Below are 13258 nucleotides of genomic sequence, written 5' to 3'. Positions count from 1 at the left end.
CGCCTTTACATACTCTTTCAAACCCTTAGCACTTCCCTACAGTTCCCTTCCGCATAATAGTCGCTTTAACTTTTAAGCAACATATTGCGACTTTGAGGGATTAGAGTAATGAAACAAACTCTGCAACTTTCACGCTGGCTACTGGGATTACTTCTCGTTGCCAGCGTTGCGCTGCCCGCCAGCGCCAACAGCTGGCCGTTACCGCCGCCCGGCAGCCGTCTGGTCGGCGAAAACCGTTTCCACGTCGTCGAGAATAACGGCGGTTCGCTGGAATCTATCGCCAAAAAATACAACGTCGGTTTCCTCGCCCTGCTTCAGGCTAACCCGGGGGTCGATCCTTACGTGCCCCGCGCCGGTAGCGTACTGACCATTCCGCTGCAAACGCTGTTGCCGGACGTTCCACGCGAAGGCATCGTGCTGAATCTGGCTGAGCTGCGTCTGTACTACTATCCGCCGGGTAAAAATACGGTCACCGTCTATCCTATCGGTATCGGTCAGCTAGGTGGCACAACGGTGACGCCAACCATGGTGACAACCGTCTCCGATAAGCGCGCCAACCCAACCTGGACGCCAACGGCCAATATCCGCGCACGCTACAAAGCCCAAGGGATCGATCTACCTGCAGTAATGCCTGCAGGGCCAGATAACCCGATGGGCCACCACGCGATTCGCCTCGCGGCCTACGGCGGCGTGTATCTGCTGCACGGCACCAACGCCGATTTTGGTATCGGCATGCGCGTCAGCTCCGGCTGTATTCGTCTGCGCGACGGCGACATCAAAGCGCTGTTTGACCAGGTGACACCGGGCACTAAGGTGACCATCATCAACACGCCGATTAAAGCGTCAGTCGAGCCAAACGGTGTACGTCTGGTGGAGGTACACCAGCCGCTGTCCGAACATATTGATGACGATCCGCAGACGCTGCCTATCGTGCTAAACGCCAGCATGCAGGCGTTCAGCCAGAATGCGAACACCGACGCAGCCGTGATGAACAAAGTGATGGACGTACGCTCCGGGATGCCGGTTGATGTCACCCGTCACCACGACGTCGCGCAGCAAAATATGTAGCAGGCTCCATAAAGAAAAAGGCCCTGAGCGGGATGCGCTCAGGGCCTTTTTTATGGCAGTGACATAAGCATTATGAGGGTTTTAACGCTTATTTATAGATAACTGCGGTGCCGTGCAGGTTGTTTGGACCGCTGACAGAAGTGATACGGAACGATTTCGCGCCCATGTCATCTGCTTTCTGAGCCAGTTCTTGTTCCAGAGACGCCAGGTTAGGGCCTGCGGAAGCGGAGATGCTGCCGACTTTATGCTGGTCAGCCGGAGTAGACTGCACTTCTACGGCAGCAAAGCTTGCGAATGATAGGGAGCTCAGTACGGCTGCGATGGCCAGAGTTTTTACGGTTTTCATGATTTTTACCTTTGCAGATGATTTTTGTAGGTCAGACGTTATTAACTTAACGATCGATAAAATAATCATAATGAGATCCAGGTCACACGTCAACGTATTTTTATAACGATCGTTTATTTAATTAAGATTCATATATTTTTCATATGAATATGTTCTTTTTATTTTTCCTCACGAAGCGCTAGCCCCTTCCGGGGATTATTTTTATAATGAGCGTTCACTAAACACCGACTAAGGTAGGCGGCACGATGACAACTGACACGCAAAGTTGCGCGAAAAAAGGCCGCGGTCGACCTAAAGTATTCGACCGGGAAGCGGCGCTTGATAAAGCGATGACGCTATTCTGGCAGTATGGCTATGAAGCAACATCCCTCTCCGACCTCGTCGAAGCCACGGGTGCAAAAGCGCCGACGCTATATGCCGAGTTTGTGAATAAAGAGGGGCTGTTCCGTGCCGTTCTCGATCACTACATCACGCACTTTGCCTCAAAAAATGAAGCCTGTTTGTTCTGCGATGAGCAACCGGTGGTGGAAGCGCTACGCAACTACTTCACCGCGGTAGCTACCTGCTTTACCAGTAAGGACACACCGGCGGGCTGCTTTATGATCAACACCTCGGCGGCGCTGGCGGCGTCATCGAAAGAGATTGCGAAGACCATTAAGTCTCGCCATGCGGTACAGGAGCAGACGCTGAATCAGTTCCTTCAGCTGCGCCAATCGCGAGGGGAAATTCCGGCGGAGAAAAACGTCACCGAGCTGGCGTTGTTCTTGAGCTGTATTCTGCAGGGCATGTCCATCAGCGCCCGCGAAGGGGCCAGCTTTGATACTCTGATGCAGATAACCGACACCACGCTGCGACTCTGGCCGCAGATGATCGTCCCGTCATAAAAAAAACGCCCCGCCATCTGAGTGATGGCGGGGCGAACAACTTACTACCTGCTATTTTAGGCTTTATTCAGTACCAGCTGGCCGTTGCTATCCAGCGGGATCTGGCTACCAGGCTGCTTATCCATACGGATTTTTCCCTGCTGATCGCCAATTTTGTAGGTCACATCATAGCCGAGCGTCTTTTCGGATTTGTCATACACCGTTTTACAGCGCTGCTCGTTGGTGGTGTAGGTGTCATTATTCTGCATCGCACCCTGCACCTGGTTACCGGCATAGCCACCGCCTAGCGCGCCGACCACGGTGGCAACGCTTTTACCGTGCCCGCCACCAAACTGATGGCCAATCACGCCGCCTGCCACCGCACCCAGTACGGAACCGGCGATACGGTTTTCATCCTGTACCGGACGACGATGCGTCACCGCGACGTTGCGGCACTCCTGACGCGGGTTTTTGACGGTTTCCTTGATAGGCGTAGCGGAAATGACCTGCGCATACTGCGGGCCACGATCGAAAACGTTTATACTCGCTACAGCGGCAACCCCAAGCGCGGCGGCAACGCCAATACCTATACCCGCCAACATTGATTTATTCACGGGAGATCCTCCTTTGTTGCTATTGCTAACAATTGTGCAACCGATCGTTAGCAGTGCCTATCAGACAAAAACTCAAAAGCAGGATTTTATGTGGGGAGATGGGTGTTTCGGAGGATTCTGAAGAGGGAATGTCCCGGCGTCGCGACGCTCGGCCGGGCTACTCGTCACTGCTGTAGCCCGGCCGAGGCGTTCACGCCGACGCCGGGAACGGCACGATAATTAATGCAACTTAAGACGCGGACGAATCACGCGGTTAATGCTACCCACCAGCATCATCAGGCCTGTTTTCACGTAGCCATGCAGCGCAATCTGGTGCATACGGTACAGAGAGATGTAAACCATACGCGCGATACGCCCTTCAATCATCATCGAACCGCGCATCAGGTTGCCCATCAGGCTGCCGACGGTGGAGTAGTTAGAGAGCGAGACCAGAGAGCCGTGGTCTTTGTAGCTATAGGCTTTCAGCTCTTTGCCCTTCATCTGCGCCAGAATGTTATTCAGCGCGCAGGTCGCCATCTGGTGCGCCGCCTGAGCGCGCGGTGGCACAAAGCCGCCTTCCGGACGTGCGCAGGAGGCACAGTCGCCAATCGCGTAGATATCCGGGTCACGGGTGGTTTGCAGCGTTGGCTCGACCACCAGCTGGTTAATACGGTTGGTTTCCAGACCGCCGATCTCTTTCATAAAGTCCGGCGCTTTAATACCTGCCGCCCAGACCATCAGATCGGCCTGAATGTACTCGCCGTCTTTGGTGTGCAAGCCGCCTGCATCCGCGCTGGTGACCATCGTTTGGGTCAGCACGCGCACGCCCATTTTAGTCAGCTCGCTGTGCGCCGCACCAGAGATACGCGGCGGCAATGCTGGCAGAATACGTTCACCGGCTTCCACCAGCGTCACGTTCAGCGCTTCGTTGCTTAAGCCTTTATAGCCGTAGCTGTGCAGCTGTTTCACCGCATTGTGCAGTTCAGCCGACAGCTCAACGCCGGTCGCCCCACCGCCAACAATCGCAATGTTCACCTTGCCGTTTGCGCCAAGGTTCGCCGAGTACTTCAGGAACAGGTTGAGCATTTCCTGATGGAATCGACGCGCCTGATGCGGGTTATCCAGGAAAATGCAGTGTTCTTTCACGCCCGGGGTATTGAAGTCGTTGGAGGTACTGCCCAGCGCCATCACCAGCGTGTCGTACGCCAGCTTGCGCTCAGGCACCAGCAGTTCGCCCTTCTCATCGCGCAGTTCAGCGATGGTAAGGGTTTTCGCTTCGCGGTTGATATCCATCACCGAGCCCAGCTGGAACTGGAAGTGGTGGTTACGCGCATGCGCCAGATAGCTCAGCGCATCCACGCCTTCATCAAGAGAGCCGGTTGCCACTTCATGCAGCAGCGGTTTCCACAGGTGGCTGTGGTTACGATCCACCAGCGTGATTTTCGCTTTTTTACTGCGGCCAAGCTTTCTACCCAGTTGAGTAGCCAGTTCCAGGCCGCCAGCACCACCACCCACAATTACGATTTTTTTCATTGGCGTAGTCATGTGACCCCCTTAAAATTTATTAACCAATTGTTAATTAAAAGTTATGAATATAGCCTTTAATTAACAACAAGTTACTTGTGTGAAACCATTCAGCTGCAATGAGAATAACATGAATGGTGCATTGGTCATACCAAAATTGATGTGCATCAAGTTTTATCGCGCAGAAGTTGAGCGAACGATATTTTGATAGCCGAAAAATGGGCTGGTTCGGTTAAAAATTAACAAAAAAAAAGCCCCGGCAACGGAGCGTTGCCGGGGCGCTTTGCCGGTCTCTTAGCCTAAGGTTTTAAAGGCTTTGATCCGCTGCAGATGCGGGGAGATATTCTTGAACTTATGCCCCTGCTCTTCATCCCAGATGATCTCATAGTAATGATGCAGCATGTCGGCTGAACGCTGGCTATCCAGCGCATCATCGTGACGCGAGAGAATGGCCAGGCAGCGATCGCGATTCTTTTCACGGAAGTTATTCACGCACTTGGTCGCGATATCCATATACTCTTCCGGGCGATCAATCTTGCCGTCCATGTTCTCGTTCGGGAACAGGTTCGGGTTAAACATCACCTGACGGATATCGCACAGGAAGCCGATACGTTCCGCCCAAAAGCCACCCAGCCCTACGCCGCAAATCAACGGACGCTCATCGGCGTTCAGCTGCAGCATCTTATCCACTTCCTTGAGCAGATGCTGCATGTCATGTTTAGGGTGCCGCGTGCTGTAGCTAATCAACCGCACATCCGGGTCGATAAACTGCAACTGCAGCACTTTTTCGTGGTTGCCTGGGCTATTCGAGTCAAAACCGTGTAAATAGATAATCATTTGATCCTCACCACACCATTACTCCCACACCGGGAGGGTTAATGACCAGCCTTCTCTTCCTGCCAGCGTTCGTGGAGTTGCTCCAGCTCAGCGCTAACCGTTTTCCAGCGGGCGGAGTCCATCAGTTCCTGACGGCTAAATGAACCTTTATGATACAACTTCGTAACACGCTCAGCGTTGATCGGCGACAGGTTATCTAACACGCTGACGGCCCCTTTACGATTATTGCAGACGAGGATCATATCGCAACCTGCATCCAGCGATGCCTGACCGCGCTCGGCGTAGCTGCCCATAATTGCCGCCCCTTCCATCGACAAATCGTCGGAGAAGATCACCCCGTCGAAGCCCAGCTCGCCGCGCAGCACGGTTTTAAGCCAGTGCGGCGAGCCGCTTGCCGGACGCGGGTCGACTTCATCATAGATAACGTGCGCGGGCATAATGGCGTCGAGCGCGTTTTCGGTAATCAACGTTTTAAACACCGCCATATCTTTGGCGCGAATCTCAGCCTCTGAACGCGGGTCATGCGGCGTCTCTTTATGCGAGTCGGCGGTCACCGCGCCGTGGCCAGGGAAGTGTTTACCGGTGGTTTTCATCCCGGCACTGTGCATGCCGTCAATAAAATGACGCGCCATTGCCAGCGCTTTGTGCGGGTCAGCATGATAGGAACGTTCGCCGATGGCGGTGCAGATATGGCCAACGTCCAGCACCGGTGCAAAGCTGATATCAATGTCCATGGCGATCATTTCGCTTGCCATCAACCATCCTGCGTCTACTGCCATACGTCCGCCCGCCTCTTCGCCCAGCACGGCGGCAAAAGATTGCGCAGCCGGCAAACGGGTGAAGCCTTCACGGAAGCGCTGGACGCGCCCGCCTTCCTGATCGACCGCCACTACCAGATGATTCCGTGAAGCGCTACGGATCTGGCGAACCAGCTCACGCAGTTGCTCAGGGTCATGATAGTTACGGGTGAAGAGAATTAAGCCGCCTACCAGCGGATGCGCCAGAATTTCACGTTCTTCGGCATCCAGCTCATAGCCTTCAACATCCAACATTACTGGCCCCACACGGCCTCCTTTTTGTCGCTAAGCTGGCACCAAATCTCGTTTGCCAGCGTGATGAATTGTTTGTCGCCGCTTTGCTGCCAGCGACACTCGAACCAGCCGGCCATCAGCATCAGCACCCACGGCCGCCAGCGTTTAACCTGTCGCCAGAGCGCTTCCGGCGAAAAATGCGCCTGCTCGGCGTATGCCCACGTCAGTTCGCGGCGCTGCTTCATGTCTGTCGTCCAGACGGCGGCGAGCTCCAGCGCCACATCGCCGTCTCCCGCATATTCCCAGTCGATCAGCCGCAGTCCGTCGGCGGTATGGACGATATTGCCCGCATGCACGTCCATATGCAGCGGTGCCAGCCGCAGCGGGCGTGGTTCGCCCTGCTTACGCAGACGCTGAAGTTCCCGCAGCCACAGCGGCGTTCGCCGCGCCGGATCGCACAGCTCCCAGTACTGCATCAGCAGCGGCTGTAGCGAAAGCGCCCAGCCAAACCGAGGCTGCTGGTGCAAATCATACAGGAGAGCGGCAAGCTGACGATGCGCCGGGAGCACGCTTTTGATCTCACCGGCTAAAAAATCAACGGCCATCCAGCCAGGCGAATAAAAAACCGGCTTTGGCGCCAGTGAGGACGGGAGTTGATGCAGGGCGTGATACTGACGAAGGAAGTCGCTTTCCGGCGCATGCGGGTCATGATGCTGACGCAGCACCAGCCGTCGTTCGCCGTGTTGCAGAATACAGCTGCTGCCGCTCAGCCCCGCAGTTTCGGGGCTGGCGACAATCTTATAGTGCGGGAAGACGCGTGACAGGAGTTCGTCACGCGACAGTTTACTGTTGCGCAACCGCACCCTTACCTGACCAGACGATCTCACCGGTCTGTACCAGCATCAGCTGCATTTGCAGCGTCGGCGCGTTGACGTTGCCGGTGGCGTTAGAATAGAGCACGTACTGCGCGCCCACGTTACGGGCGATGCCCATCGCTTTGCTGCGGGAGCCGAGGCTATCCTGCGGCGACAAGCCAAGCTGCTGCTTCGCCACCGCCAGCTGCTGCGCTGACACCAGGGTGAATTTACCGTTACCCGCCAGCGCATTGCGCAGCGCGGTCGTCGCCTCACCGGCATTCAGCGAACCGTTGGTGCGGTTGTTGACGCTATCAACCAGCAGAATGCTGCCCGCGTTAACGCCGCCAGCCTGGAGCATTTTGCCCACCAGCGGCTGTGCGGCGCCGTTCCAGTCATAGTGGCGGACGCGCGGCGTTGGCTGCGCAGGCGTTTCACCACCGTGCTCAATTGGCCCCGGCTGCTGCGGAATCGTCGGCACGCTCGGCACCGTTGGCACCGGCTGCTGCGGTTCGGTTGGCTGCTGCGGCTGCTGTGGATTTGCCGTGTCAACCGGTGCCGGTTGTTCACGCACCGCACACCCGGCGAGGAACATTGCCAGGGAAGCAATTAACGCATAGCGACCCAATTTACTCATTGATAGTTTACCCCTCAGAGATAAAGATAAAGCCGGGCTTTATGCGCCCCAAGACTGTTAGCCGTCCCGTACAGCGTCACCGACCCCATCGCTGGAACCGTGATGCTGCGCGGCGCTTCCAGCGGGTGCATTTCCAGCCCTCTGGCGTCATACCAATAAAAACGATAGTGAACGGTGACCGGCTCTCGCCTTTCATTAAACAGCTTTGCGCTGGCGGTAGACTGGATATCCGATGAGCTCAGCACCGGCTTTTCCGCGCTGACCCCCGCCGCCAGGACGTTGGACTCCATGACCAGCGTTTGCTGCTCGCTGACGGCAATTTCCGGGCGCGAATGGCACCCGGCAAGCAGCGTCGCGCAAAGCACAAGACCGAGACAGACCGGTTTCATAGGTTAGCCTTTATGCGCCAGCATTGGCCCCAGCGGGCGACCGCCCACCAGATGCATGTGGATATGGTAAACTTCCTGTCCGCCGTGGCGGTTGCAGTTCATGATCAGACGATAGCCGTCTTCAGCAATCCCTTCATCACGAGCAATTTTCGCCGCCACGGTGACCATACGCCCCAGCGCCTGTTCGTGCTCGGCGGTAACGTCGTTGGTGGTGGCAATCAGCGTGTTAGGAATGATCAGAATATGCGTCGGCGCCTGCGGAGAAATATCGCGGAAGGCGGTGACCAGTTCGTCCTGATAGACGATGTCTGACGGGATTTCGCGACGAATGATTTTGCTGAAAATCGTTTCTTCTGCCATTGGGAGTTCCTTTATTATTCTCATGTGCAGCCGGTAAAATCGTTACCGACGAACAGGTTACATGCCAAGAGTATGAGCGAGTTGCCGCCCCTGTTTCAACCGTAATACGTTTTTTCTTCTACGCGCCAGCCTTTACTTCCGCACCCACTGGCCGTTGATGCCCTGAACGTATTCCCCCGGCTGGGCTTTCTCAATCAGCTTTTTCCCGGCCAGACGCGCGACTTCCTGCGACGGCAGGTTGTTGCTTTGCGCCAGCTGCTGATAGCTTTGGCTGCGTGCTTCATTAATTTTCTTCACCAGCGCCAGCGTCTCGCTATCCTGGGCAATGGCCGCCAGATAGCCCCCCTGCGTTTCACCCACTCGCCCCTGCTGGCGAGCCTCGGGCAGCGTAAGCGCCAGCGCCTGTAGGCTGAAGAGCGTGAGCGCCAGCACGGCGATAATCCCGGTTTTTCTCATCATAGCCTCAGAATAGGTCGCTACGGGACTTGAGCAGATCCTCAACGTCCTTATCGGCCTTAATATGGATTTCGTGTTCAATTTTCACGTTCATATTGATGGTGATCGGCTCTTTTGGCGCCGCCACTTCAATGCGCGGCACGCACCCTGATAACAGGCCGGTTGCCATCAATCCCAGTATGGCGATGGATAATTTCATTGTTGCTCCTTACATTCCGTGCCGCTGCGACACGGCACACCGGGAAGGGTTGCGTGTTGCTCAAGCCATGACTGAAGTTTGTCGCCAAAGCGCAGGCTTCGCCACAAATCAAAAACATTCTCCTGGTGCGTGTAGTTCAGGCGCACCGTGCTGCGTTTCTCGTCCATCACGCCGGTCCCGGTGACCGTTGCCTGTAGCGTCAGCAGACCGAGACTATCGAGATTGATACGCGTCCACGACCGCGAGATCTCCATATAGCGTAACCAGTTAATCGCGGCCCCGGCGGCAATATTGTCATCGGCGACGGCATCGGCGGTATCTTTATCCAGCCTCAGAGTCATCGGGCCGGGGTTATGCAACCAGCCGTCTTTGATTATCCATTTGCTATCGTTCAGCCACAGCGGCAGCGCGCCGTCCACCGGGCCGGACATGGCGAACTGTTTCGGGTTCACCGCGCTGACCAGCTCGCTGGTTGAAATATGCTGCAAGCGCAGCAGCGCCGCATCGTGCTGCGGCATACGCAGCTGCTGCATGGTCACCTTACCCCCGAGCACGTCAACGCTGACGTCGCTCAGTTGTAACGGCGATGCTTCACTCCACGGCCAGGTGCCCTGCAGGTCGGCGGTGACATTACGCGCCGTCACCTGGTTGACGATTTCAGCAATACGCAGCGACACCGGGCGGCGCGTTCCCAACTGCCATACGCCCGCTTTCAGGCGGAACGGCAGCACGAAATCGACGCCGTTGACTTCGTTATCCGGCATCCATGCGCTGCCGTTGCGCAGCACGCCGTGACCACCGGCCTCAAAACCTTGCCCTACGGCGGCGGAGAACGCCACCTGGGCATACAGCGAACCGTCACGTAGCTTCATTTTCCAGTCCGGCGGCACCAGCGGCTGGAACACCGTCAGCGACTGCTTCGGCCACCACGCTTGCCCGCGCAGACGTTCGCCGTCCCAGCGGCCGTTGACGCGAATCGGGCCAATCTCCTGCGCCTTCAGGTCACCTTTAAACTGGAAGAAAGTTGGGTCGCGGCCGTCAACGCTGAAGTTCAGCGCCGAGGCGGGCAAGACGCTGCCGCCGGTAAAGCGCGTCTCTTTGGCATCAAGCGCTAACGCGCCGGTAAAGGAGGGATGCTGTTCGTCGCGGATCCAGTGAATCGGTTGCTGGAGCGTCAGGCGCGGCTGCTCAATGGTCATGGTGCCGTACTGCAGCTTGTCAAAACCGGTGGAGAGCGTGTTCAACACAATCGCGCTATCGCGCCACTCGCCGGTTCCGGTCACATCCCAGCGCGCCTGCATCGGCGTGAAGTGGCCGTCGCCCCAGTAGCGCCACTGCCAGGTACCTTTATCCGGCATGAAGTTATCGGCCTTGCCGTCCAGGTGAAGGACAAAATCGCCGGTTTGCTGCTCATGGGCGCGAAGGATCGCCTGCAGACGGCCATCAATCCCCTGAGTGGAAATTTTGACCCCGGCCAATGGCCAGCGGACATCATCAATATTAAGAGCATCAATAACGCGACCGCGCGAACGCAGTAGCGAACCAGGCTGGAAAGCCAGCGTCGGCGCGGAAAGCCGGCCACTTAACTGCGCAGGAAGCTTAGCGTAGAAAATCAGGTCACCCTGTTTGGCCTCACCGACCAGATGCAGCGGCATGTCGCTGTTATCCATGCTCAGCGTTCCCGGTCCAACGTTCAGCACCGCGACGCCTTTACCGGCATCACCAGAGGTGAGTACGCTCAGTCGACCAGTAATCAGCGTTTTATCGATGCCCTGCTGCCAGTTGTCCAGCTTCACGCCCACGCGACCACGTAGCGGAATGCCCGCCTGATACGGCCAGCTCCAGCGACCGTCGCTGATAACGAGCTGCTGTTCGGTAATCTGCCACGGGAAGTCGGCAATCGGGTCATCTTCGCCGCGCGCCATCATCACCAGTTGCCCCTGATTGCCGTCCCAGTTCAGTTCAGCATCCACCGGCGACGGCACTTGAGGCACCTGGAACGTCGATTCAAGATGCCCCTTCACCGGCAGCCCGTCCGGCACCAGCGGCATGGTAAATTCACCGAGCAGCTTCACCGGCGGTTCGCCTTCCAGCAGGCTGGCATGAAACTCGCTGACCGTCAGCGCCTGCCCGCGCAGGCGGGCGTGCAGCGTCACCTGGTCGCCTTCATACTCCAGTTCCTGATGCTGGGCGGTGAGCGAGACCTTGAGCTTGCCCTGCCACTTTTCCCACGGCGAGATGCTCAGTGAGTCGATGGACAGCCAGGTGTTAGGCAGCATCGACTGCCATTCCGCCAGCGTTCGCGGCGCACCCGGCACCGCATCGTTTTGCGGGAGCTTATTAAAGCAGACGGCATTGAGATTGACGGCGGCGGCATGCAGCTGCCAGCGGCTAGGATGTGACAGCGTCACGTCTTTCAACGTGGCGAGCTCGCAATCCCCTACCAGATAACGTAAATCAGGGACGCGTAAGGAGGTGCGGGTGAAACGTGGGCTGTCGTTCAGCGCAATGCGAGTTCCCGCTGGCAGCCAGATACCCACCAGCGTAGGCACCCAATATCCGAGCGTCATCACCAGCGTCAACGGCAGGAGTATTAATACCAGGAGTAGCGCAATAACGGCTTTATATTTACCCTTCATGGGTGCAGTAATATCCAGATTAAGCAGGCAGTCATGCCGTGAACGCGCAGCGGGCGATCCAAAGAGGCATATTGTGTCATGTCAGACCTGTGAGTGAAAGCCGCCACCATGGATTAATCATAGCTGCTACAAAATAAAACGTGAGGAATTTCAGTTGATTCTGATTGAGACAGTGATTTCTCCCCCGCCGATTATCCGCGTATACTGGTGATAGTTTCTTTACGTAACTTTAGCCTTCAAAACATTTTTATATTTTGTAAGATTTTTTGAAATGTGCTAAATTAACGCCAAAATCATTGGAGAAAAGTCTTATGAAAATCGCCGTTTACAGCACCAAGCAGTACGACAAAAAGTACCTGCAAAATGTTAATGAGACATATGGCTTTGAACTCGAATTTTTTGATTTCCTGCTGACGGAAAAAACCGCGAAAACTGCTCACGGTTGTGAAGCGGTGTGTATTTTCGTCAACGATGACGGCAGCCGTCCGGTTCTGGAAGAGCTGAAGAGAATCGGCGTGAAGTACATTGCGCTGCGCTGTGCGGGCTTTAACAACGTCGATCTCGATGCGGCAAAAGAGCTGGGTCTGCGCGTGGTTCGCGTTCCGGCCTATTCGCCGGAAGCCGTTGCGGAACACGCTATTGGCATGATGATGACGCTCAACCGTCGTATTCACCGTGCTTATCAGCGTACCCGTGATGCTAACTTCTCACTCGAAGGCCTGACCGGCTTTACCATGTTTGGTAAAACCGCTGGGGTGATCGGTACCGGTAAAATTGGCGTCGCCGCCCTGCGCATTCTGAAAGGTTTTGGTATGCGTCTGCTGGCGTTTGACCCGTATCCAAGCGCGGCGGCGCTGGAACTGGGCGTAGAGTACGTTGATCTGCCGACGCTGTTCGCCGAGTCGGACGTTATCTCGCTGCACTGTCCGCTGACCGCAGATAACTATCATCTGCTCAACGCCAGCGCGTTTGAGAAGATGAAAGACGGCGTGATGATCGTCAACACCAGTCGCGGTGCGTTAATTGATTCCCAGGCAGCGATTGAAGCGTTGAAGACGCAGAAAATTGGCGCACTGGGGATGGACGTGTACGAGAACGAGCGCGATCTGTTCTTTGAAGATAAGTCTAACGACGTGATTCAGGACGATGTGTTCCGCCGTCTGTCAGCCTGTCACAACGTGCTGTTTACCGGCCACCAGGCGTTCCTGACCGCGGAGGCGCTGACCAGCATTTCGGAGACGACGCTGGAGAACCTGCGTTTGATCGATACGGGTGCTGATTGCCCTAACGCTATTGCTTGATGCGTTGTGCCTCCCCTGGTTCAGCTATGATCAGGGAGATGTATTTAGGTTTATCACTCCGTTGCGCTCTCTTCCAGCGCTAGCCATATAAATTGCGCTGACGCAGAGAGCGCGCAAGGGGCGGCCAATCGCCGCTGTGCGGTCTTTCAGTTAACAGCAAT

General features: G+C 56.0%; 15 protein-coding genes. 3 read left to right on the top strand and 12 right to left on the bottom strand.

What is annotated here, in order from left to right:
- The first annotated feature begins 108 nt into the window (after positions 1-108).
- Positions 109-1068, top strand: a complete 960-nt coding sequence (locus tag AB2B48_RS04880; RefSeq protein ID WP_220439781.1) for a L,D-transpeptidase LdtC — start codon at positions 109-111, stop codon at positions 1066-1068.
- Between the two features lie 88 nt (positions 1069-1156).
- On the opposite strand, the gene bhsA is transcribed toward AB2B48_RS04880, so the two are convergent.
- Complete coding sequence (bhsA, locus tag AB2B48_RS04875; protein WP_185666106.1) at positions 1157-1414, bottom strand: multiple stress resistance protein BhsA; 258 nt, start codon at positions 1412-1414, stop codon at positions 1157-1159.
- A 245-nt stretch (positions 1415-1659) separates the two neighbouring features.
- Between bhsA and AB2B48_RS04870 the strand changes: the two genes are divergently transcribed.
- Positions 1660-2298, top strand: a complete 639-nt coding sequence (locus AB2B48_RS04870) for a TetR/AcrR family transcriptional regulator (protein ID WP_220439782.1) — start codon at positions 1660-1662, stop codon at positions 2296-2298.
- 56 nt (positions 2299-2354) lie between these two features.
- On the opposite strand, the gene AB2B48_RS04865 is transcribed toward AB2B48_RS04870, so the two are convergent.
- The 11 genes from AB2B48_RS04865 to AB2B48_RS04815 all read right to left on the bottom strand — a co-directional run bounded on the left by AB2B48_RS04865 (position 2355) and on the right by AB2B48_RS04815 (position 11796).
- Entirely contained in the window at positions 2355-2891 is a 537-nt protein-coding gene (locus tag AB2B48_RS04865; protein WP_368300966.1) for a glycine zipper 2TM domain-containing protein, read from the bottom strand.
- A 219-nt stretch (positions 2892-3110) separates the two neighbouring features.
- On the bottom strand, positions 3111-4415 hold the full coding sequence (locus AB2B48_RS04860) for an NAD(P)/FAD-dependent oxidoreductase (RefSeq protein ID WP_185666103.1): 1305 nt from the start codon (positions 4413-4415) through the stop codon (positions 3111-3113).
- 273 nt (positions 4416-4688) lie between these two features.
- A complete protein-coding gene (gene ycfP / locus AB2B48_RS04855) occupies positions 4689-5231 on the bottom strand; it encodes an alpha/beta hydrolase YcfP (RefSeq protein ID WP_185666102.1) in 543 nt (180 codons plus the stop codon).
- A 38-nt stretch (positions 5232-5269) separates the two neighbouring features.
- Positions 5270-6295, bottom strand: coding sequence for a beta-N-acetylhexosaminidase (gene nagZ / locus AB2B48_RS04850; RefSeq protein WP_185666101.1), 1026 nt, complete (start codon positions 6293-6295; stop codon positions 5270-5272).
- Positions 6283-7125 carry a thiamine kinase gene (thiK, locus tag AB2B48_RS04845; RefSeq protein WP_368301915.1) on the bottom strand — a complete coding sequence of 281 codons (843 nt, stop codon included), beginning with the start codon at positions 7123-7125 and terminating at the stop codon, positions 6283-6285. Before thiK ends, nagZ begins: the two co-directional genes overlap by 13 nt.
- A complete protein-coding gene (gene lpoB, locus AB2B48_RS04840) occupies positions 7106-7744 on the bottom strand; it encodes a penicillin-binding protein activator LpoB (RefSeq protein WP_333496499.1) in 639 nt (212 codons plus the stop codon). Before lpoB ends, thiK begins: the two co-directional genes overlap by 20 nt.
- A gap of 23 nt (positions 7745-7767) precedes the next feature.
- On the bottom strand, positions 7768-8142 hold the full coding sequence (locus AB2B48_RS04835) for a YcfL family protein (RefSeq protein ID WP_220439786.1): 375 nt from the start codon (positions 8140-8142) through the stop codon (positions 7768-7770).
- Positions 8143-8145: 3 nt separating this feature from the next.
- The gene (gene hinT / locus AB2B48_RS04830; RefSeq protein WP_333496433.1) at positions 8146-8502 is read right to left on the bottom strand and encodes a purine nucleoside phosphoramidase; all 357 of its coding nucleotides are present in this window, start codon (positions 8500-8502) and stop codon (positions 8146-8148) included.
- Between the two features lie 132 nt (positions 8503-8634).
- Entirely contained in the window at positions 8635-8958 is a 324-nt protein-coding gene (locus AB2B48_RS04825; RefSeq protein WP_368301914.1) for a YdbL family protein, read from the bottom strand.
- A gap of 7 nt (positions 8959-8965) precedes the next feature.
- Complete coding sequence (locus AB2B48_RS04820; RefSeq protein ID WP_185666098.1) at positions 8966-9157, bottom strand: YnbE family lipoprotein; 192 nt, start codon at positions 9155-9157, stop codon at positions 8966-8968.
- Entirely contained in the window at positions 9154-11796 is a 2643-nt protein-coding gene (locus tag AB2B48_RS04815) for a YdbH family protein (protein ID WP_368300965.1), read from the bottom strand. Before AB2B48_RS04815 ends, AB2B48_RS04820 begins: the two co-directional genes overlap by 4 nt.
- 311 nt (positions 11797-12107) lie before the next feature.
- Between AB2B48_RS04815 and AB2B48_RS04810 the strand changes: the two genes are divergently transcribed.
- Complete coding sequence (locus AB2B48_RS04810) at positions 12108-13097, top strand: 2-hydroxyacid dehydrogenase (protein WP_220439788.1); 990 nt, start codon at positions 12108-12110, stop codon at positions 13095-13097.
- Positions 13098-13258 lie beyond the last annotated feature (161 nt).

It is taken from the genome of Kluyvera sichuanensis (genome assembly GCF_040930405.1).
In the GTDB taxonomy this organism is placed as follows: domain Bacteria; phylum Pseudomonadota; class Gammaproteobacteria; order Enterobacterales; family Enterobacteriaceae; genus Kluyvera; species Kluyvera sichuanensis.
Note: the sequence above shows the minus strand (reverse complement) of the source record. Positions and strands in the feature narration are given on the sequence as shown.

Coding starts and splice junctions, on each gene's coding strand:
- AB2B48_RS04880 (WP_220439781.1), top strand. CDS start 109: ATGAAACAAACTCTGCAACTTTCACGCTGGCTACTGGGATTACTTCTC.
- bhsA (WP_185666106.1), bottom strand. CDS start 1,414: ATGAAAACCGTAAAAACTCTGGCCATCGCAGCCGTACTGAGCTCCCTA.
- AB2B48_RS04870 (WP_220439782.1), top strand. CDS start 1,660: ATGACAACTGACACGCAAAGTTGCGCGAAAAAAGGCCGCGGTCGACCT.
- AB2B48_RS04860 (WP_185666103.1), bottom strand. CDS start 4,415: ATGACTACGCCAATGAAAAAAATCGTAATTGTGGGTGGTGGTGCTGGC.
- ycfP (WP_185666102.1), bottom strand. CDS start 5,231: ATGATTATCTATTTACACGGTTTTGACTCGAATAGCCCAGGCAACCAC.
- AB2B48_RS04835 (WP_220439786.1), bottom strand. CDS start 8,142: ATGAAACCGGTCTGTCTCGGTCTTGTGCTTTGCGCGACGCTGCTTGCC.
- hinT (WP_333496433.1), bottom strand. CDS start 8,502: ATGGCAGAAGAAACGATTTTCAGCAAAATCATTCGTCGCGAAATCCCG.
- AB2B48_RS04825 (WP_368301914.1), bottom strand. CDS start 8,958: ATGAGAAAAACCGGGATTATCGCCGTGCTGGCGCTCACGCTCTTCAGC.
- AB2B48_RS04820 (WP_185666098.1), bottom strand. CDS start 9,157: ATGAAATTATCCATCGCCATACTGGGATTGATGGCAACCGGCCTGTTA.
- AB2B48_RS04815 (WP_368300965.1), bottom strand. CDS start 11,796: ATGAAGGGTAAATATAAAGCCGTTATTGCGCTACTCCTGGTATTAATA.
- AB2B48_RS04810 (WP_220439788.1), top strand. CDS start 12,108: ATGAAAATCGCCGTTTACAGCACCAAGCAGTACGACAAAAAGTACCTG.